This is a genomic window from uncultured Serinicoccus sp., assembly GCF_947500995.1.
GTDB lineage: Bacteria > Actinomycetota > Actinomycetes > Actinomycetales > Dermatophilaceae > Ornithinicoccus.
In genome coordinates, this window is sequence record NZ_CANMUA010000004.1 from 237,732 (window position 1) to 257,490 (window position 19,759).

General features: G+C 73.9%; 16 protein-coding genes. 8 read left to right on the plus strand and 8 right to left on the minus strand.

Annotated features, from left to right (window positions below; translation table 11 throughout):
* Positions 1-17: 17 nt before the first annotated feature.
* The gene (locus tag Q0967_RS08210; protein WP_298749247.1) at positions 18-467 is read right to left on the minus strand and encodes a hypothetical protein; all 450 of its coding nucleotides are present in this window, start codon (positions 465-467) and stop codon (positions 18-20) included.
* A 130-nt stretch (positions 468-597) separates the two neighbouring features.
* Here Q0967_RS08210 and Q0967_RS08215 point away from each other — a divergent pair, with 130 nt between their 5' ends.
* Positions 598-1,080, plus strand: a complete 483-nt coding sequence (locus Q0967_RS08215; protein WP_298749245.1) for a VOC family protein — start codon at positions 598-600, stop codon at positions 1,078-1,080.
* A gap of 46 nt (positions 1,081-1,126) precedes the next feature.
* Here Q0967_RS08215 and Q0967_RS08220 read toward each other — a convergent pair whose 3' ends face one another.
* Genes Q0967_RS08220 through Q0967_RS08230 form a run of 3 tightly spaced genes read right to left on the minus strand, consistent with a single transcriptional unit; the run spans position 1,127 to position 4,097 of the window.
* A complete protein-coding gene (locus Q0967_RS08220; protein WP_298749243.1) occupies positions 1,127-1,633 on the minus strand; it encodes a DUF3830 family protein in 507 nt (168 codons plus the stop codon).
* Entirely contained in the window at positions 1,630-3,102 is a 1,473-nt protein-coding gene (locus tag Q0967_RS08225) for an amidase (RefSeq protein ID WP_298749241.1), read from the minus strand. The genes Q0967_RS08220 and Q0967_RS08225 overlap by 4 nt, the downstream gene beginning before the upstream one ends.
* A complete protein-coding gene (locus Q0967_RS08230; RefSeq protein ID WP_298749239.1) occupies positions 3,099-4,097 on the minus strand; it encodes a D-2-hydroxyacid dehydrogenase in 999 nt (332 codons plus the stop codon). The genes Q0967_RS08225 and Q0967_RS08230 overlap by 4 nt, the downstream gene beginning before the upstream one ends.
* A gap of 65 nt (positions 4,098-4,162) precedes the next feature.
* Here Q0967_RS08230 and Q0967_RS08235 point away from each other — a divergent pair, with 65 nt between their 5' ends.
* The 4 genes from Q0967_RS08235 to Q0967_RS08250 are packed head-to-tail and all read left to right on the plus strand — an operon-like array spanning position 4,163 to position 8,569.
* Positions 4,163-4,936, plus strand: a complete 774-nt coding sequence (locus Q0967_RS08235; protein ID WP_298749236.1) for an Asp/Glu racemase — start codon at positions 4,163-4,165, stop codon at positions 4,934-4,936.
* Positions 4,933-6,153, plus strand: a complete 1,221-nt coding sequence (locus tag Q0967_RS08240) for a M24 family metallopeptidase (RefSeq protein WP_298749234.1) — start codon at positions 4,933-4,935, stop codon at positions 6,151-6,153. Before Q0967_RS08235 ends, Q0967_RS08240 begins: the two co-directional genes overlap by 4 nt.
* Entirely contained in the window at positions 6,150-7,361 is a 1,212-nt protein-coding gene (locus Q0967_RS08245) for a PLP-dependent aminotransferase family protein (RefSeq protein ID WP_298749232.1), read from the plus strand. The genes Q0967_RS08240 and Q0967_RS08245 overlap by 4 nt, the downstream gene beginning before the upstream one ends.
* Positions 7,358-8,569, plus strand: a complete 1,212-nt coding sequence (locus tag Q0967_RS08250; protein WP_298749230.1) for a M20 family metallopeptidase — start codon at positions 7,358-7,360, stop codon at positions 8,567-8,569. The genes Q0967_RS08245 and Q0967_RS08250 overlap by 4 nt, the downstream gene beginning before the upstream one ends.
* A gap of 208 nt (positions 8,570-8,777) precedes the next feature.
* Here Q0967_RS08250 and Q0967_RS08255 read toward each other — a convergent pair whose 3' ends face one another.
* Positions 8,778-11,690, minus strand: coding sequence for an FAD-binding and (Fe-S)-binding domain-containing protein (locus Q0967_RS08255; RefSeq protein ID WP_298749228.1), 2,913 nt, complete (start codon positions 11,688-11,690; stop codon positions 8,778-8,780).
* A gap of 77 nt (positions 11,691-11,767) precedes the next feature.
* On the opposite strand from Q0967_RS08255, the gene Q0967_RS08260 reads away from it, so the two are divergent.
* A complete protein-coding gene (locus Q0967_RS08260; protein WP_298749226.1) occupies positions 11,768-12,529 on the plus strand; it encodes a maleate cis-trans isomerase in 762 nt (253 codons plus the stop codon).
* The gene (locus Q0967_RS08265) at positions 12,526-13,248 is read left to right on the plus strand and encodes a GntR family transcriptional regulator (protein ID WP_298749224.1); all 723 of its coding nucleotides are present in this window, start codon (positions 12,526-12,528) and stop codon (positions 13,246-13,248) included. The genes Q0967_RS08260 and Q0967_RS08265 overlap by 4 nt, the downstream gene beginning before the upstream one ends.
* On the opposite strand, the gene Q0967_RS08270 is transcribed toward Q0967_RS08265, so the two are convergent.
* Entirely contained in the window at positions 13,236-14,756 is a 1,521-nt protein-coding gene (locus Q0967_RS08270) for an NAD-dependent succinate-semialdehyde dehydrogenase (protein WP_298749222.1), read from the minus strand. The genes Q0967_RS08265 and Q0967_RS08270 overlap by 13 nt on opposite strands.
* Positions 14,757-14,821: 65 nt before the next feature.
* On the opposite strand from Q0967_RS08270, the gene Q0967_RS08275 reads away from it, so the two are divergent.
* Positions 14,822-16,072 carry an aspartate aminotransferase family protein gene (locus Q0967_RS08275; RefSeq protein ID WP_298749219.1) on the plus strand — a complete coding sequence of 417 codons (1,251 nt, stop codon included), beginning with the start codon at positions 14,822-14,824 and terminating at the stop codon, positions 16,070-16,072.
* A 166-nt stretch (positions 16,073-16,238) separates the two neighbouring features.
* Here the strand turns inward: Q0967_RS08275 and Q0967_RS08280 are convergent, their stop codons facing one another.
* On the minus strand, positions 16,239-17,960 hold the full coding sequence (locus Q0967_RS08280) for a BCCT family transporter (RefSeq protein ID WP_299449586.1): 1,722 nt from the start codon (positions 17,958-17,960) through the stop codon (positions 16,239-16,241).
* Positions 17,961-18,114: 154 nt separating this feature from the next.
* Positions 18,115-19,665, minus strand: coding sequence for a choline-sulfatase (gene betC / locus Q0967_RS08285; protein WP_298749215.1), 1,551 nt, complete (start codon positions 19,663-19,665; stop codon positions 18,115-18,117).
* Positions 19,666-19,759 lie beyond the last annotated feature (94 nt).

Here is a 19,759-nt window from a genome sequence, read left to right on the forward strand (position 1 = left end):
GAGGCGCGACCCGCCCGTCAGCGGGGGTGTGACTGGTCTGACACCAGCGGCGGCGCGTCCCGTGACGGCGGCGCCAGAGTGCCGAGGAGCCAGACCCCGATCAGCGCGACACCGACACCGTGGAGCACGCCGGCGACGCTGACCACGACCATCATCGGCAGGCCGAGCTGGCCGACGTACCCCTGGAGCACCTGCAGGGCGATGGCCGCCACGAGCAGCACGGCGCCGATGCCCGCCGCGCGGCCCGCCGGTGGACCCGTCGGCAGCCGGAGCAGGTCCCAGCGCACGGCGAGAGCCAGAGCCGCCAGGACGGCGCCCAGCCCCAGCAGCAGCGAGGAGAGCAGGAAGGTGAACCCGGCCACGGCGAACGCGCCCTGCCGCAGCGGGGTGGACGGCGTGGGCCGCCAGAGAGCCACCGAGGGCAGGCTCAGCAGGAACCCCAGCACCAGGATAACGCCGACCCACACCCATACCCTTCGCATCACCCCACCCTAGGACTCCCCCGGCCCCCACGCGCGGCGATGAGTCCGCGCGACGGCCACGGTCCTACCACCACCAGCGTGTCGCACCGGCGCGCCAGAGCGGAGGGAGACCCCCATGATCCACCTCGGGCACTGCCTGTGGTTCGACGACCAGGCGCAGGAGGCGGCCGAGTTCTACTGCTCCGTCGTGCCGGGCTCGCGCGTCCTGGAGGTGAGCCGATACACCGCGGAGACACCCTCGGACAAGCCGGTCGGCTCGGTGCTGACGGTCGAGTTCGAGCTCGCCGGCGTGCGCTACACCGGCCTCAACGGCGGGCCGCACTTCACCCCTGACGAGGCCTTCTCCATCGTGCTCCGGACGGACACCCAGGAGGAGACCGACCACTACTGGGCGGCCCTGCTGGAGGGCGGCGGGCAGGAGAGCCAGTGCGGCTGGCTCAGGGACCGCTACGGCGTCTCCTGGCAGGTCTACCCGACCGAGCTGGACGAGCTCACCACCCACGAGGACCCCGAGGTCGCCCGCCGGGCGACCGAGGTCATGCTCACCCAGCGCAAGATCGAGATGGGCCCGATCCGGGATGCCGCGCTCGGCGGGTGAGGACCGGCCGGCGCCGCGTCGATGCCCGGCGCCTGACCGGCGCGGCTCAGCCCTCGGCGCGGGCCAGCGTCAAGGTCTCGCCCCGGGCGCCGCCCATCCAGACGTCCTGGCAGGCGCGCGCCATCTCCGGCAGGCCCTCGACGATCTCGCCGAACACGTTGCCGGGCACCCACCCCTGGTCGCCGTTGATGAGCAGGTTGTTGCGCCCGTAGAACACGGCGAGGTCGACGATGCCGCCCTCCCCCGCCGCGCGGTGCTCGCGCTCGGTCTCGTAGCCGTAGGCGGGGTTGCCGAGGTCGGCGCCGTCGAAGGTGAACCAGCACACGTCACCGGGGATGGGGGTGATCGTGGTGTTCTCCTTGCCGGGGTCGTCTCCGAGGCGCGGCACGAGGGTGTAGATCTCGTTGCGGGCGTACTTGCCGTGGAACACCGGGGCGGTGAGGGGCAGGGCGTCCCAGACCGCGGCGCAGGTCCGGGGCGCCTCGTCCTCCAGCAGCCGCGCCCGGCAGGTGACGCCGCGGGTGTCCAGCGTGATGGTGATGAAGCGGCTCATGGGTGCTCCTCGGTCCGGTCCAGCAGCGGGGGTATGACGTCGCGCCAGCGGATGCGCTCCTCCAGCGTGCGCCCCACCCGGAGGGCGAGGGCGTCGGCGTGCCGGGCGGTCACCAGCTGCACCCCGACGGGCCGGCCGTCGTCGGTCAGCCCGGCGGGCACCGACAGCGCCGGCTGCTGGGTCATGTTGAAGGGGTAGGTGTAGGGCGTCCACGACGTCCACAGCTGGTCAGGGGCGTCGGGCCCCTGGCGGGTGAGGTCGAAGGCGGGGCCGGGCACGGTCGGCGTGAGGAGCACGTCGTGCTGCTCGTGGAACCGGCCCATCCGTCGCCCCAGCTCCATCCGCACGGCGGTGGCGTCGAGGTACTCCGCGGCGCTCACCCCCTGGCCGTAGCGGCGGATCGCCCGCCGGAGGCCCGGGTCGACCTGCTCGAGAGCGCCCTCGCCGTAGGCCTGCACGACCTTGTCGGCGCCGGCGAACCACAGTGTGTGGAAGGCCTCCAGGCACCCGGTGCCCGCCAGCTCCGGGTCGACCTCCTCGACCCTGGCCCCGGCTGCCGCCAGCACCTCCGCGGCCTCGCGCACGGCCTGGTCGACCGCCGGGTGGTTGACGACGTCCCCCCCGAGCCCCAGCTGCGGCGACACCGCGACCCGCAGCCCCTCGACCCCGTCCTCGAGACCGTCGAGGAAGGAGCGCGGCGGCTCCGGTAGCGCGGACCAGTCCCGGGGGTCCGGCACGCCGATGAGATCGAGCATGAGGGCGGCGTCGGCCACCGAGGTGGTCATCGGACCGGCGTGGGCGAGGGTGCCGTAGGGGCTGGCCGGGTGCAGCGGCACGCGGCCGTAGGTGGGCTTGATCGCCACGGTCCCGGTGAAGGCGGCCGGGATCCGCACCGACCCCCCACCGTCCGTGCCGACCGACCAGGCGCCCATCCCCAGGCCGACCGCCGCGGCGGCTCCCCCGCTGGACCCGCCGGCGGTCAGCGCCGGGTCCCACGGGTTGCCCGTCGCGCCGTGGCGCAGCGAGTCGGTGGTGCCCTTCCAGGCGAACTCGGGCGTGGCGTTCTTGCCGAGCAGCACGCAGCCGGCCGCGCGCAGCCGGGCGACCGCGGGGGCGTCCTCGGGCCAGTCCGCGGCGGACCCGGGGTGGATGAGCCGGCTCCCCCGCAGCGTCGGCCACCCCCGGGTGAGCAGGATGTCCTTGATGGTCGTGGGTATGCCGTCCGCCGGACCGAGGGGGCGGCCGCTCTCCCAGCGGCGGGTCGACTCCCTCGCGGCGCGCCTCGCCCCCTCGGCGTCGACCAGCACCATCGCCCGCACGAGCGGGTCGAGGGCCTCGATCGCCGCCAGCGCCGCCTCGGTGGCCCGCTCCGGCGTGGTGGTGCCGGCCGCGTAGCCGGCCGACAGCTCCAGGGCGGTCGGGCGGGACGGGTGGCGGGGACCGGACGCGTCCCAGGAGGTGGACGTCATCCCGTCCCCCGCCCGGCCCGGGGGCGGGGCACGTAGCCCAGCTCCTTGTCGACGACCCCGGTCAGCGGCTCGCCGGCCAGGAAGCGCCGCGCGTTGGCGACGAACTGCTCGGCGAGGGTGTCCCGCCAGCCGACGACGTCCCCGGACAGGTGGGCCGACAGCACCAGACCGGGCGTGTCCCAGACCGGGGACCCGGGCGGCGGGGGCTCCTCCTCCAGCACGTCCAGGGAGGCGCCACCCAGGTGCCCCTCACGCAGCGCGGCGAGGAGGTCCTCCTGCACGACGCTCGCCCCGCGGCCGATGTTGACGACGTGCGCGCCCGGGCGCATCGCCGCGAACACCGCGGCGTCGAGGAGACCGGTCGTGGCGGGGGTGAGGGGTGCGGCGTTGACGACGTGGTCGGCCCAGCCGACGTGCTCGGCCAGCTCGCTGCTCGCCACGACCTCCCCCAGCTCGGGGTCGTCCGCGACGGCCCGTCGGCCCACCGCCCGGACCTCGCACCCCACCGCGCGCAGCAGGTGGACGGTCGCCCGACCGATGCCGCCGGTGCCGATGACCATCACCCGCTGGCCCTGGAGCAGCGTCGTCTCCCGGTGCTGCCACCGGTGCTGGCGCTGCAGGTCCCGGCTCTCGTGGAGCCGCTTGGCGTGCGCGAGCACGCTGGCCAGGACGAACTCGGCGATGGGCCGGTCGAAGACTCCCTGCGCGTTGGTGACCGTGACCGGCGAGCGCACGAGCGCGGGGAAGAGCAGGCTGTCGACGCCGGCCGCCGCGACGTGGATCCACTCCAGGGCGTCGGCGGCGTCCCAGGCCTGCGCGACGGCCGGCGAGAAGAAGTCCCAGAGGAAGAGGACCCTCGCCCCGCCGAGCGCCGGCGCGAGGCCCTCAGCGTCCACGACGTCGAGCTCGAGGTCGTCCTCCAGGTCGGCGAGCTGGGGCGGCGGGTCCAGACCCGGCGCCGTCAGCACCACGGCTCGTGCGCGAGATCCCGTCACACCGTGACCGTAGGAAGGCCGTGTCGGATTGTCAACAATCCTCGTCGTCAGGCAGGGTGGGGCAGGTGCGTGAGATCCGCGAGGACGGGATCGGCGTGATCGTGCCCTACGACTTCGCCCTGGACCGTGAGCTGTGGCGGTGGTGCCCGGTGGGCGCCACCCTCCACCTGACCCGCACGCCCCACCTGCCGCTGCCGGTGAGCATGGCCCAGGCGCGGGCGGTCCGGGCGCCCGGGGCGGTCCACCAGGCGACGCACGACCTGTCGGCCGTGCTGCCGGGCGTCGTGGCGTATGCCTGCACGTCGGGCAGCTTCGTCGCCGGGGCCCAGGGCGAGCGGGCGCTGCGCGAGACCGTCCTCGAGGCCGGTGTCCCCGCGGCCGTGACGACCAGCGGCGCCGCGGTCGGGGCCCTGCGCGCGCTCGGCGTCGACCGGGTCAGCGTCGTCACTCCCTACGACGAGGCGGTCACCGACAGCCTGGGACGCTTCCTCACCGCCGCCGGCACCGAGGTGGTCTCCACCGGGCACCTGGGGCTGTCCGGGGAGATCTGGACGGTCCCCGAGGAGGTCACCGCCGACCTCGTGCGGCGCACGGTGACCCCGGACGCCGGGGCCGTCTTCGTCTCCTGCACCAACCTGCGGACCTACGACCTGCTCGCCGACCTCGAGGCCGAGCTCGGCATACCCGTCCTCAGCGCCAACCAGGTCACCCTGTGGCTCGCCCTCGCGGTGCTGGGCCGCGCGGCCGTCGGCCCCGGGCAGGCGCTGCTCGACCACCGCCCCGACCTCGGGGACGGCAGCATCCTCAGCACCACCGAGACCTGGCAGGGAGCATCGTGAGCGAGCTGACCGAGATCACGACGGCCGAGCAGACGGCCCACCCGCACACGTTGCGGGCCGAGCACGGGCAGCGGCTGGCCCGGGTGCAGGAGGTGCTGGCCGGCCGCGGCCAGGACGCGCTCGTCGTGACCGACCCGGCGAACCTCTACTACCTCACCGGCTACAACGCCTGGTCGTTCTACATGCCCCAGGCCCTGCTGGTCCCGGTGCGCGGCGAGGCCCACCTCGTGCTCCGGGCCATGGACGCCAAGGGCGGGCACCACACCGCCACCCTGCCGCCCGAGCGGATCCACGGCTACCCCGAGCACTACGTCCACCGGCACGACATCCACCCCTGGGAGTGGATCGCCCGATGTGGGCGCGAGGTCGGCGCGCTGCCCAGCGGACCGGCCGTCGTGGCCCTGGAGCTGGACGCCCACTTCTTCAGCCCGCGCGCCTACCTCGCCCTCGGTGCGTGCCTGCCGCAGGCGCAGCTGGTCGACAGCCTCGAGCTCGTCAACTGGCTCCGGGTGGTCAAGTCGGACACCGAGATCGCGCTGATGCGGGCGGCCGGGGAGGTGACGGTGCGGGCCATGACCGTCGCCGTCGACAGCCTGCGCGCGGGCGCCCGCCAGTGCGACGTGGTCGCGCAGATCCAGCAGGCGCAGGCCCACGGCACCGAGGCGCTCGGCGGCGACTACCCCGCCATCGTCCCGATGCTGCCCAGCGGCGAGACCGCCGGCACCCCGCACCTGACCTGGGTGGAGGAACCGCTGCGCCACGGCGAAGCCACGACGGTCGAGCTGGCCGGCGTGCACCGCCGCTACCACGTGCCGCTGGCACGCACGGTGAGCCTGGGGCCTCCCCCGGCCCGGCTGGCGGAGACCGCGGAGGCCACCGGCCTCGGGCTGGAGCAGGCGCTCGCGGCGATGCGGCCCGGGAGCACCACCGCCGACGTGCACGCCGCGTTCACCCGCACGATCTCCCGGTACGGCCTGTCCAAGGAGTCGCGCATCGGCTACTCCATCGGGATCGGCTACCCGCCCGACTGGGGCGAGCGCACGGTCAGCCTGCGCGCCGAGGACCACACCGTGCTGACCCCCGGCATGTGCTTCCACGTCATCCTCGGGATGTGGATGGACAGCTGGGGATATGAGACCTCCGAGTCGGTGCTCGTCACCGACGGCCCGCCCGAACTGCTCGCCCCCCTCGACCAAGGACTGGTGACCCACCCATGACCTCCGCCGCCACGACCCGCCTCCCGCTGGCTGCCCGGACCGACCTGCTGGTCGGCTCGGTCATCGACTCCAGCACCTCGCTGCTGGCCCGGCAGACCCACGACATCGTCCGCTTCGCCATGGGCAGCCCGGCCGCCGAGGCGATCCCCACCGAGGCGCTCGCCGAGGCGGCCCGGACCGAGCTCGGCACGCCGGCGTCCTTCGACTACGCCGCCACCGAGGGCGACCCGGGGCTGCGCGCGGCCCTCCTGGAGATGCTGGCGGGCACCACCGACGCCACCACGGACGACCGCCTCACCATCACCGCCGGCGGCATGCAGGGGCTCGACCTGGCCGCCAAGCTCTTCATCGACCCGGGCGACCTCGTCACCGTGGAGTCGCCGACCTACACCAACGGCAGCGCGACGGCCCTGGCCTACCAGGCCGAGCTCGCCGAGATCGAGGTCGACGAGGACGGGATGTCCATCGACGCCCTGCGCGCCGCCGTGGACCGCGCCGGCCGGTCGCCCAAGGTCATCTACACCGTGCCGACCTTCCAGAACCCGTCCGGCACCTCGATGTCGCTGGACCGTCGCCGCGAGCTGCTGGAGCTGGCCCGGTCCTGGGGCAGCGTCGTCCTCGACGACGACCCCTACGGCATGCTGCGCTTCGCCGGGGACCCGGTGCCGAGCCTGCACGAGCTCGCCGACGGCGACCCCCTGGTCTTCTCGGTGCGCACCTTCTCCAAGATCATCGCCCCGGGGCTGCGGGTGGGCTGGGTGGACGCCGATCCCTCGCTGTCCCAGCTCCTCATCCACGCCAAGCAGTCCATGGACACCTGCACCAACCTGCCCGCGCAGCGGCTGGTCGCCGCGTTCCTGCGCTCGGGGCGGCTGGAGGAGCACCTGGCCGTGCAGCGGGAGGAGTACCGACGGCGCAAGGACGCCATGCAGAAGGCGCTCACCGAGCACTTCTCCGGTCGGGCGACGTGGACCGACCCCGAGGGCGGCTTCTTCCTCTGGGTGTCCTTCGACGGGGAGGTGGACACCGAGGCGCTCTTCGAGACCGCCTTGGCGGAGGGGGTCGCCTACATCCCGGGCAACGCCTTCTCGCCCGCCCGCCGCTTCCCGCACGACCTGCGGCTGTGCTTCGCCTCGACCCCGACGGACCGCATCCACGAGGGGGTGGCGAGGCTGGCGCGGGCGGTGGACGTCGCCGCCGGCCGATGACGGGCGCCCCGCCCGCCGGCCGCGAGCAGGAGGTGCTCGACCGCATCACCGCCGACCGCCTGGTGCCGCTGGCGCAGCAGCTCGTCATGGCCCCCGGCGCCAACCCTCCGGGTGAGGAGGCCGCGACGGCGCAGACGCTGGCCCGGCTCGCCGACGGGCTGGGGCTGGAGGCCGTGCTGGAGGAGGTCGAGCCGGGCCGGCCGAACGTCGGCGTGCGCCTCGACGGCGCCGACGGTCCCGGGCTGCTCTTCCTCGGGCACACCGACGTGGTCCCGCCCGGGCCCGTGGAGGACTGGGGCGTCGACCCCTACGCCGCGACCCTCGCCGACGGCCGGATCGTCGGCCGCGGCAGCGCGGACATGAAGGGCGGGCTGGCGGCGGTCCTGGTCGCGATGGCGGCCGTCCGCGAGAGCGGGGTTGAGCTGACCGGCCCGGTCCGGCTGGACGCGGTGTGCGACGAGGAGCAGAACGGCATCGGCATCCACCGCTACGTGCAGCAGCCGGCGCCGCCGCTGCTGGGGTGCGTCGTGGCCGAGCCCACGGACCTGGCGACGGTCGTGGCCGCGCGCGGTGCGTCATACCTGCACATCGAGGTGCGCGGGGTCGCCGCCCACGCGGGGCGGCCCGCGGACGGGCGCAACGCCATCAGCGGCGCGGCGCTGGTCGTCGCGGACCTGGACCGGTGGCACGAGGAGCTGGCGGCGACCGCGCACGCCCTGGTCGGTCCGGCCACCGTCAACGTCGGCGTCATCCAGGGGGGCACGTCGGGGTCGGCGGTGCCCGACCTGTGCCGGGTCGAGGTGGACCGCCGCCTGCTGCCCGGGGAGTCGATGGAGGCGGTGGTCGAGACCGTCCGCGGACGGCTCCGCGCCCTCGACCTGGAGGCGCGCGGGCTGACCTGGTCGCTGAGCTCGCCCATGGACATGCCCGGTTTCGAGACGGCACCGTCGGAGGAGGTCGTGCGGGTGGTCGACGCCGCGATGGAGGGTGCCGGGCGCGGCCCGGTGCCGCTGCAGGGGTGGACGGCTGCCTGCGACGGCGGCTTCGTGGCGCGCGAGTGGGGCATCCCCGTCGTGGTGCAGGGTCCCGGCTCGGTCAACGAGCAGGCCCACCGGCCCGACGAGTCGGTCGCGGTCGAGGAGCTCCTCGTCGCCGCCCGCGGCTACGCCCGCATCATCCTGCACCTGCTCTCACCTGCTCGCACCTGACGCGCGTGAGCCACCCACAGAACACGTCACCAGCGCACACAGAACACGTCACCAGCGCACACCGAACACGTCGTCGGCACCCTCAGGACGTGCGCCGGGCACAGACACGACTCGTCTGTCGGAAGACGCGTCCTTTGAATCGCGAACATGCGTCCTGTGTATCGCGAGCGCCCGTCCGGAGCGCGCCTACGGCGCGTCCTGTGTATGCCTACCGCGGGCCCGGCGCGGACCCGGCGCCCGCCGCCTGGGTGCGGGGTATGCCGTCGGCCAGCAGCTCGGCCAGGTGACGGCCACGGCGTGGCGTGAGGTCGGCGATCTGGGTGCGGCAGGAGAAGCCGTCGGCGAGGACCTCGGTGGAGGCGTCCGCCGCCCGGACCTCGGGCGCCAGCACCCGCTCCCCGATCTGCCGGGAGAGGTCCGCGTGCCCGTCCTCGAAGCCGAAGTTCCCGGCGAGCCCGCAGCACCCCGAGTCGGGCACCCGCGCCCGGATCCCGGCACGCTCCATGAGCGCCCGGTCGGCGTCGAAGCCCAGCACGGCGTGCTGGTGGCAGTGGACCTGGACGAGCGCCTCCCGGTCGACCCGGGGCGGTTCCCACGCGGGGGCCACCTCGGCGAGCGTCTCGGCCAGCGTGCGCACCTGGCCCCTCGCGAGCCGCGCCAGCTCGTCGTCGGGCAGCAGGTCGACCGCCTCGTGCCGGAAGAGCGCCGTGCAGCTGGGCTCGAGCCCGACGACCACGGCCCCCGCCCGCAGGGCCGGGCCGATGGTCGCCAGGGACCGCCGCAGGACCCGCTGGGCCACCCCGAGCTGGCCGGTCGAGACCCAGGTGAGGCCGCAGCACACCGGCCCGCGCGGCAGGTGCACCTCCATCCCGGCGTCCTCGAGGACGGCCACCGCGGCCCGGCCCACCTCCGGGGCGAGGTAGGTGGTGAAGGTGTCCGGCCAGAGCAGGACCGGGGTGCGACCCTCCCCCCGCGCCGGCGTGTGCTCCCTGGCGAACCAGGACGTGAAGCTGCGGGCGGCGAAGGTCGGCAGCTCCCGGTCGGCGGCGACGCCACCGGCGCGCCGCACCAGACCGGCCAGGCGGGAGCCGGTCAGCGCGTTCGTCGCCGCAGGGGCCAGCGCCGCACCTCGCGCGAGCGCCGGCAGCCACCCCATCGACCAGTGCGAGCGCGGCCGTGCCCAGGGCCGTCCCCGGTAGAACTGGTGGGTGAACTCGGCCTTGTAGGTCGCCATGTCGACGTTGACCGGGCAGTCGCCCACGCACCCCTTGCACGACAGGCACAGGTCGAGCGCGTCGTGGACCTCCTGGGCCCGCCACCCGTCGGTGATGACGTCGCCCTCCATCATCTCGAAGAGCACGCGCGCCCGGCCCCGCGTGGAGTCCTTCTCCTCCCGCGTCACCTGGTAGCTCGGGCACATCACCCCGCCGGAGGTCTGCACGCACTTGCCCACCCCGACGCAGCGTCGCTGCGCCTGGGCGAAGCTCCCGCCGTCGTCCGCGAAGGCCAGGGTGGTGCGCTGCGGGAAGCCCTGGGCGTGGCCGTGCTGGCGCAGCGCCGCGTCGACCGGTGGCGGGTCCACGATGACGCCGGGGTTGAGCCGGCCCAGCGGGTCCCACGCGCGCTTGACCTGCGCGAACAGCGCGGTCGCGTCCGAGCCGTACATCCGCTCCAGCAGGCCGCCGCGCGCCCGCCCGTCGCCGTGCTCCCCCGACACCGACCCGCCCAGGGAGACCACCAGGTCGGTGGCCTGCTCCACGAAGGCGCGGTAGTCGCGCACCCCGGCATCCGTCACGAGGTCGAAGTCGATGCGCATGTGCATGCAGCCCTCGCCGAAGTGGCCGTAGGACGCCCCCGAGTAGCCGTAGCGCGCCATGAGGTCGTCCAGCGCGGTGAGGTAGTCACCGAGCCGCTGCGGCGGGACGGCCGCGTCCTCCCACCCCGCCCACGCCTCGGCGCCGTCGGCGCGCCGCGTCGCCAGCCCGGTGCCGTCGCGCCGGCAGCGCCACAGCACCGCCTGCGCGCCGGGGTCGGTCACGACCGCCGCGGTGCTCCCCGGTATGCCGTCGCGCACCGCCTCGGCCACGTCACCCGCCCGGGCACGCGCCTCGGCCTGGTCCGCGCCGCCGATCTCGACGAGCAGCCACATGCGCCCCTCCGGCAGGCCGGCGCGCCGGGCGGCCCGGCGGGTGTCGTCGGGCAGCCGCTCGACGAGGGTGGCGTTGATCGACTCCATCGTCAGCGGGTCGTGCGGCAGGACGGTGGGCACGCTGCGCGCGGCCGAGACCGCGTCCGGGAAGCCCAGCGTGAGCAGGACCACCGCCGGGGGTGGCTCGGCGAGTGCGACCGTCGCCTCCAGCGTGGTGGCCAGGGTGCCCTCGCTGCCGCACAGGAGCCGCGCCAGGTCGACGCCGTGGTCGGGGTGCAGGTGCTGGAGGGCGTACCCCGAGATCTGCCGGGAGAAGGTCCCGAAGCGGCGCCCGATGAGCGTCGCGTGGTCCTGCCCGAGGCGGACGAGCTCGGCGTGGGCACCGGCGAGGGCCGGGTCGGGCGGGCTGCCGGACCCGGCACCGCCCGGGCCGAGGGAGTCCACGCGGGCCTGCTCCCCCGCCGCGGTGAGCACCCGCAGGCTCCGCACGTTGTCGGCCGTCGTGCCCCAGGCGACCGAGTGGGCACCGCAGGCGTTGTTGGCGATCATCCCGCCGAGCGTGCACCGGCTCGCCGACGACGGGTCGGCGCCGAAGGTCAGGCCGTGGCGCCTCGTCGCCGCGGTGAGGTGGCCGAGCACGACCCCGGGCTGGACGGTGGCCGTCCGGGCTCCGGGGTCGATGTCGAGCACGCGGTTCAGGTGGCGCGAGACGTCGACGACCACACCTCCGAGCGCGTTGCCGGCCATCGACGTGCCGCCCCCGCGCAGCGCGCACGGCGCCCCCGCCTCCCGGGCCAGGGCCAGCGCCGTCACGAGGTCCTCCTCGTCCCGCGGCACGACCACGACGTCGGGCACGACGCGGTAGTTGGAGGCGTCGGTGGCGTAGAGCGCCCGGGAGAGCGCGTCCGCGCCGACCGACCCCCGCACCTGGGCGTCGAGGACCCGGGTGAGCCGGGCGACGTCATACTCCATCTGTCCTCCTGGGGATGATTGTCTACAATCTACGCACCAGCCGGCCGAGGACGACGGCCGCCGTCGAAGGGGTCAGCGTGAGCACGATCGGGATCCTCTACCCGGGGCACAGCGCCGAGGACGACTACCCGTGGGTGGAGGGGGTCCTGCACGAGGCGGGGTATGCCGTGCGCCTGCCGGTGGTGCACACCAGCGTGGGCGAGGACGCGCACCGCGTCGACGCGCTCCTCGACCTGGGCGGCGCGGCACGCCTGGCGGAGGGGGCCGACCGGGTGACGGCCGGCGCTCCCTGCGACGCGCTGGTGTGGGCGTGCACGTCGGGCAGCTTCGTCTTCGGGTGGGAGGGGGCGCACGAGCAGGTGGCGGGGCTGGCGGAGCGCACGGGCCTGCCGACCACCTCGACGTCGCTGGCGTTCGTCCGGGCCGCGCAGCGGCTGGGCCTGAGGCGGGTGGCGGTGGCGGCGTCCTACCCGCACGACGTCGCCGCGGCCTTCGTGACCTTCCTCGGGCGGGCCGGCATCGAGGTGACCGCCCTGGGCAGCCACGACATCCTCACGGCCGCCGAGGTCGGCACCCTGGGCCGCGAGGAGGTGCTCGCCCTCGCCGGTGGGGTCGACCGCACCGGGGCGCAGGCGGTGCTCGTCCCCGACACCGCCCTGCACACCCTGCCCTGGCTGGAGGACCTGGAGGCCGGGCTGGGGACGGTGGTGCTCACCGCCAACCAGGTGAGCCTGCACGACGGGCTGGCCCTGCTGGGCGAGGTGCCGCCGGTGGCGGGCCTGGGACGGCTCTTCGCGACCGCCCACGAGGGCGCCCGCACGGCCGGGACGCCCCGATGACCGGTCCTTGGCGCCCGGTCGCCGTGCCGCCCCTGCGGCCGGTCCCCCGGGAGTCGACCCCCAGCATCGTCGCGGCACGGATCCGCGAGGCCATCGCGAGCGGGGACATCCCCCCGGGCAGCCAGCTGGGCGAGGTGGAGTACGCCGCCCAGCTCGGCGTGAGCCGGGGCCCCCTGCGCGAGGGCCTGCAGCGGCTCACCCAGGAGGGGCTGCTGGTGGCGCACCGCAACCGCGGCCTGTTCGTCGTCGAGATGACCGACGAGCGGGTCCGCGACCTCTACCTCGCCCGGGCCGCGGTCGAACGGGCCGCGGGCGACCGCATCCATCAGACCGACCCCGACCAGGCGAGCCAGGCCCTGCTCGAGGTCGTGGAGGACATGGCCGACGCCGCGGCCTCCGGCGACGTGCGGGACGTGAGCACGGCCGACATCCGCTTCCACCAGGTGCTCGTCGACCAGGCGCACAGCCCGCAGCTGTCCCGCTTCCACGCCACCCTCCTCACCGAGACGCGGATGTGCATCCACCTCCTCGAGCCGACCTACGCGGTGGACGAGGAGCGGGTCGGCGAGCACCGCGAGATCGCCCGGGCCTTCGCCCGGGGAGGCGGGCGGCGCACCGACGCGCTGCTCGTGCGGCACATGCGCGACGCCATGCACCGGCTCACCGGCTCGCCCCGCGGCAGCCTGGGTCCCCCGGTGGCGGGGGCTCAGCCCTCCTGAGCCGACCGCGGACCGGCGATGCCGACGTACTTGAGCTCGAGGAACTCCTCGATGCCGACCGCACCGCCCTCGCGGCCCAGCCCGGACTCCTTGATGCCCCCGAAGGGCGCAGCCGGGTTGGACACGACGCCCTGGTTGAGTCCCACCATGCCGGACTCGAGGGACTCGGCCATGCGCAGCGCCCGGTCCAGGTCGCGGGTGTAGACGTAGGACACCAGCCCGAAGGGGGTGTCGTTGGCCAGCCGGACGACCTCGTCCTCGGTCGTGAACGGGGTGAGCGGTGCGACCGGGCCGAAGATCTCCTCGCTGCCCATCCGGGCCTCCGGGGAGACCCCGGTCAGCACGGTCGGCGGGTAGAACCAGCCGTCCCCGTCCGGGGCCTCGCCGCCGGTGAGCACCTGCGCGCCGCGCTCGACCGCGTCCTGCACCAGCTCGCGCACCTTGTCCAGGGCCGCCTGGTCGATGAGCGGCCCCACGGTCACGCCCTCCTGGGTGCCCGGGCCCATCGTGCGCCGCGACATCTCCTCGGCGAGCCGCTCGCCGAAGGCCTCGGCCACCGACTCCTGGACGTAGATGCGGTTGGCGGCCGTGCAGGCCTCGCCCATGTTTCGCATCTTGGCCGCCATCGCGCCGGCGACGGCGTCGTCGAGGTCGGCGTCCTCGAACACGATGAACGGGGCGTTGCCGCCCAGCTCCATCGAGGTGCGCAGGACCCGCTCGGCGGACTGCTCGAGCAGGACCTTGCCGACCTTCGTCGACCCGGTGAAGGAGAGCTTGCGGGCGAGGCCGGAGCGGATCATCGGCTCCATGACCTCACCGGCGTGCGTGGTGGCGACGGCGTTGACGGCCCCGGAGGGCACCCTGACCTCGGCCAGGATGTCGACGAGGGCGAGCATCGACAGCGGGGTCTGCTGGGCCGGCTTGATGACGCTGGTGCACCCGGCGGCGATGGCCGGCGCGATCTTGCGGGTGCCCATCGCCATGGGGAAGTTCCACGGCGTGATGAGCAGCGAGGGCCCGACCGGCTGACGCAGCAGCAGGAACCTCCCGTCCCCCGCGGGCGACCTCTGGTAGCCCCCCTCGATGCGCAGCGCCTCCCCGGCGAAGTGACGCAGGAACTCCGCGGCGTAGGTCACCTCGCCCTTCGCCTCGGCCAACGGCTTGCCCATCTCCAGCGTCATGACGAGGGCCAGCTCGTCGGCACGGTCCATGACGGCCTGGTATGCCGCGGTCAGCCAGTCCGCCCGCTGCCGCGGCGAGCTGGCGGCGAGCTCGGCCTGGGCCTGCGCGGCGGCCTCGAGCGCGCGCATACCGTCCTGCGGGCCGGCGTCGGCCACGCTGGTGAGGGTGCGACCGGTCGCCGGGTCGACCACGTCGAAACGCTCCCCCGACGCCGCCGGCTCCCACCGCCCCCCGATGAAGAGGTCGGTCGGCACGCGGTCCAGGGCGGGGTCGCGATCCTGCCTGTCCTGCGACGTCTGCTCGGCGGGTGATCCTTCGGCGCTCACGACGACCTCCTGGTGATGCGGTACGTTCAGATTGTCAACAATCTACCAATCCGCAGGAGTCGACCGTGGCGCACCTCAGCCCGATGCTCAAGCAAGCCACTCCCGTCATCGCCGACCGCGGCGAGGGGGCCGTGATCTTCGACGAGCAGGACCGCCGGTACCTGGACTTCACCGCCGGCATCGGCGTGACCAGCACCGGTCACGCCCACCCCGACGTGGTGGCTGCCGCGCAGGAGCAGGTCGCCAAGATCATCCACGCGCAGTACACCACGGTCATGCACCGCCCGCTGCTCGACCTGGTCGAGCGCATGTCCGAGGTCCTCCCCGAGGGTCTGGACTCCATGTTCTTCGCCAACAGCGGCTCCGAGGCGGTGGAGGCGGCGCTGCGCCTGGCCCGGCAGGCCACCGGCCGGCCGAACGTCGTGGCCTTCCACGGCGGCTTCCACGGGCGCACCGTGGCCGCCGCCTCGCTGACGACGTCGGGCACGAAGTTCCGCTCCGGCTTCGCCCCGCTCATGCCGGGCGTCGTCATCTCCCCGTTCCCCAACCCGACGCACTACGGCTGGAGCCAGGAGCAGGCCACCGACTTCGCGCTGCGCGAGCTGGACCACCTGCTGCAGACGGTCACCGCGCCGCAGGACACCGCGGCCTTCCTCGTCGAGCCGGTCCTCGGCGAGGGCGGCTACGTCCCCGCCTCGGCGGAGTTCCTCGCCGGGCTGCGCGAGCGGGCCGACCGGCACGGCATCCTGCTGGTCGTCGACGAGGTGCAGACCGGTTGGGGCCGCACCGGCCGCTTCTGGGGGCACGACCACTTCGGCGTCACGCCCGACGTGCTCGTCACCGCCAAGGGGATCGCCTCGGGCTTCCCGCTCTCCGGGATCGCCGCGTCGCAGGAGCTCATGAGCCGGGCCTGGCCCGGCTCCCAGGGCGGCACCTACGGCGCCAACGCGGTGGCCTGCGCCGCGGCGCTGGCGACCCTGGACGTCATGCAGCGCGAGGACCTCGTGGGCAACGCCGCCGCGCGCGGTGAGCAGCTGCGCGGGCGGCTCACCGCCGCCGCGCAGGAGCACGCCGCGATCACCGACGTGCGCGGGCTCGGCCTCATGCTCGGCTCCGAGTTCCGCACCGCGGACGGCCAGCCCGACGGCGCCACGGCGACCCGGGCCCAGCAGGCCGCCGCCGAGCACGGCCTGCTGCTGCTCACCTGCGGCGCCTGGGGCCAGGTGGTGCGCTTCATCCCCGCCCTCGTGGTCACGCAGGAGCAGGTCGACGAGGCCGGCGACCTGTGGCAGAAGGCGCTGGCCACGGCCCTCTGACCCCCTCCGTCCCCGGCCGGGGAGAGCGGAAGCACGCGACTGCACCGGGTATGTCGTTCACCCGCCCCGCCGGGCGACCTAACCGGTGCAGTCGCGCACCGACAGGTCGGGTCGGGACGACCGGAGCCCGTGACCACCTCAGGGTGGTCACGGGCTCCGCTCGTGGTCAGGACCCGGCCGTGAGCTGCTTGCTCTGGTCCTCGGCGTCGTCCTCCTGCGCCGCCGGGACGCCGTTCTCGGCCTCCTCGCGCTGCCGGGCGGCCTCCGCCCGCTGGCGCTCGTCCTCCTCCTCGACAATCTCGATCTGTTCCTGCGGGGTGACCGTCGGGTCGCCGCGCTCGACCCGCTTCTTCTCGGCCCGCAGGCCGGCGAAGAGGGCCGGGATCATCGCGAAGACGAGGATGAAGATCGGCAGCCCGACGACGGTGATGACCTCCTGCAGCGCCGGGATCGCCTCGTCCCCGCCCAGGACGATGAGCAGCGCCGCCAGGGCTCCGAGGCAGACCGCCCAGAAGACCCGCTGCCCGACCGGCCCCTCGTCGTTCTCCCCGCTGCACAGCATGTCGATGACCAGGGCGGCGGAGTCGGCGGACGTGGCGAAGAAGAGTGCGACGATGACGATGACCAGACCCTGCAGGAGCGTGGTCAGCGGGAAGTTCTCGAAGAAGGTGAACATCGCGAGCGGCACGCTCTCGGCGACCGCGGCCGAGATCGGCCCGCCGTCCCCGCCGATGCCGTCGATGTCCATGGCCGACCACCCGAAGATGACGAACCACACGATGGTGAACAGGGTGGGGGCCACGAGCACCCCGGCCACGAACTCCCGGACCGTGCGCCCGCGGGAGATGCGGGCCAGGAACACGCCCATGAAGGGCGCCCAGGTGACCGTCCAGGCCCAGTAGAACACCGTCCACCCGGCCTGCCAACCCCAGCCGTCGGCCTGGGTGGCGTTGGCCAGCGCGTCGTTCCAGAAGGCCAGCGAGGGCAGCGCGGCGAGGTAGTTGCCCGTGCTCTCGATGAGCGAGCGCAGCAGGAAGACGGTCGCGCCACCGGTGAAGAGGACGAAGAGCATCATGCCCACCGCCATACCGATGTTGAGGTTGGACAGCCGCTTGATGCCCTTGTCGAGCCCGACGGCCACCGACGCGGTCGCGACGGCGGTGAGCACCGTGATGACGAGGACCCGGACGAGGACGCTGTCCCCGACCCCGGTCAGCTCGGACAGTCCGGCGCTGATCTGCGAGGTGCCCAGGCCCAGGCTGACCGCGAGCCCGAAGAGGGTGCCGAGCACGGCGAAGACGTCGATGGTCTTGCCGATCGGGCCGTGGATCCGCTCCTTGAGGAAGGGGTAGAAGACCGAGCTCACCCGCATCGGGAGGTCGTAGCGGTAGATGAAGAAGCCGAAGGCCAGACCGGGCAGGGTGAAGATGGCCCACGTGTGCAGACCGAGGTGGTAGAGCGCGACGTTCATCGCGTCCTCCGCGGCCTGCGCGCTGTAGGGCTCCACCCCCGGGAAGGGCGGGGTGGTGAAGTGGGAGATGGGCTCGGCCACTCCCCAGAACATGAGGATGGTGCCGATGCCGCCGGCGAAGAGCATGGTGAACCAGGAGACCCGGGTGTAGGCCGGGACCTCGTCGCCCTTGCCGAGCTTCAGGTCGCCGTACTTGCTGCTGGCGATCCAGATGAGGAAGATGAGCCAGACGGTGACCCCGAAGATGAAGAACCATCCGAGGTTGGTCGTCACCCACGTCCGGGCCGCGGCGAAGCCGTCACCGATACTGGCGGGGAAGATGAGCAGCAGGGCCAGGATGAGGACCATCAACCCGGCTGAGGTGAAGAAGATCTGAGGGTTGGTCTTCAGGCCCAACCGGCGTGCGAGGTCGTCCACGGTCGTCTCCTTGGGGTCGCGCACGGGACAGCGCAGTATGCTGATTGTCTAGTTGTCGACAATGCGACCTTAGCGAGAAGGTCACGCCCTGGCTACCTGCTCGCCGGGCGTCACGGCAACGAATGCGCAACGATGTGCGCCCGCGGCCACCGGGTCAGGCGTCGTCGTCGGCCAGCTTGGCGTAGCGGAACGTCGCCCAGAAGTCACCGCGCACGTAGCGCTCCTCCTCCTGGACGACCAGGTCCCAGGGGCGGGTGCGGCCCTGGAGCAGGGCGTGGGCGACGAGGGTCCGCCGCCGCTGGCTGGCCAGGACCTCGGCCTCCAGGGCTGCGAGGTCGTAGCGGCTCTCCAGCTCGGTCCGCATCGCCTCCGCGTCGTCGGCATACCCCTGCTCGGCGACGACGTTGTGCAGCTCGTGCGGGTCGGCCTCGAGGTCGTAGAGCTGGTCCGGGTCGCCGGGGCAGCGCACCAGCTTGAGCGGTCCGCGGACCAGGGTGACCTGGGGGTGGTGCGTCCCCTCCGCGAGGTACTCGACGACGACGCCCCGGTCCCGCGGTGAGGCGCCGGCCACCTCCCGCCGGACGCTCTCCAGCAGGGAGACGCCGGCCCCGGCGCCGCCGGCCTGCGGGCCGTCCGCGCACGAGAGCTCGACCAGCGTGGGCAGCAGGTCGAGCAGGCTCACCGGGTTGGCGTAGCGCCCCGGTCGAATGAGGTCGGCCGGACCGCGCAGGACGAGGGGCACCCGGCTCGAGCGCTCGTAGGGCGACATCTTGTACCAGAGGCCGCGCTCGCCCAGCATGTCACCGTGGTCGCTGGTGAGCACGACCACGGTGCTCTCGCTCAGCCCCAGGACGTCCAGCCGCTGGAGGAGACGCCCGACCATGTCGTCGACGTAGCTGACGGCGGCGTAGTAGGCGCGACGGGCCCGCGCCACCGACCCGCGGTCGGGGTCCTGACGGTCGAAGCCGCTCATCGTCCGCAGCCGGTGCGTGTGCGGGTCCTGGGCGACGTCCGGCACCTGCGGGTGGGCCGGGTCGGGGAGGGACACCCCCGCGAAGCGCTCCCAGTGCTCCCGCGGCGGCTCGTAGGGGTCGTGCGGGTGGATGAAGGAGGTGACCATGAGGAACGGTTGGGGCCGGCGCCCGGCCCGTCGCTGCGCCTGGTCGGCCCGCGCCCGGTCGTCCAGGTGCCGCAGGCTGCGGAACAGCACCTCGTCGTCGAAGTCCTGCTGCACGGTGGCCGTCGCGGCGCCGGCGGTGAAGACCGGGTCGGCGGCGTGGTACCACTGCAGCCGCTGGTCCAGCGGCCGCTCCCAGTCGGGGACCATGTCGAGGTCCGCCGGGTAGACGTCCGTGGTCAGTCGCTGCTCGAACCCGTGGTGCTGGTCCGGCCCGATGAAGTGCATGCGCCCCACGAGCGCCGTGTGGTAGCCGGCCGACCTCAGCAGGTGGGCGAAGGTCGGCACCGAGGCCGGGAAGTCGTCCCCGTTGTCGAAGCAGCCCAGCTCGGAGGGCAGGAGCCCGGTCATCATCGAGGCCCGGGAGGGCGCGCAGAGCGGGGTCGTACAGTAGGCCCGGTCGAAGACCGCGCCCTGCTTGGCCAGGGAGTCCATGTGCGGGGTCAGCGCGGCCTCGTCACCGTAGGCGCCCAGCGCCTGCGGCGCGAGCTGGTCGGCCTGGATGACGACGATGTTCGGTGCGGTCATCGGTGCGTCGTTCCTGTCGGTCGTCCGTCCTGGGAGGTGGTTCGGTGGGCGCCTGCTGCGGTCCCGCCCGCCCGGACCCGGGTATGCCGTCCCC

Excerpts from the sequence above, each read along its gene's own strand:
- Q0967_RS08215 (WP_298749245.1), top strand. The coding sequence starts at position 598 with ATGATCCACCTCGGGCACTGCCTGTGGTTCGACGACCAGGCGCAGGAG.
- Q0967_RS08255 (WP_298749228.1), bottom strand. The coding sequence starts at position 11,690 with ATGGAGTATGACGTCGCCCGGCTCACCCGGGTCCTCGACGCCCAGGTG.
- Q0967_RS08220 (WP_298749243.1), bottom strand. The coding sequence starts at position 1,633 with ATGAGCCGCTTCATCACCATCACGCTGGACACCCGCGGCGTCACCTGC.
- Q0967_RS08225 (WP_298749241.1), bottom strand. The coding sequence starts at position 3,102 with ATGACGTCCACCTCCTGGGACGCGTCCGGTCCCCGCCACCCGTCCCGC.
- Q0967_RS08250 (WP_298749230.1), top strand. The coding sequence starts at position 7,358 with ATGACGGGCGCCCCGCCCGCCGGCCGCGAGCAGGAGGTGCTCGACCGC.
- Q0967_RS08245 (WP_298749232.1), top strand. The coding sequence starts at position 6,150 with ATGACCTCCGCCGCCACGACCCGCCTCCCGCTGGCTGCCCGGACCGAC.
- Q0967_RS08265 (WP_298749224.1), top strand. The coding sequence starts at position 12,526 with ATGACCGGTCCTTGGCGCCCGGTCGCCGTGCCGCCCCTGCGGCCGGTC.
- betC (WP_298749215.1), bottom strand. The coding sequence starts at position 19,665 with ATGACCGCACCGAACATCGTCGTCATCCAGGCCGACCAGCTCGCGCCG.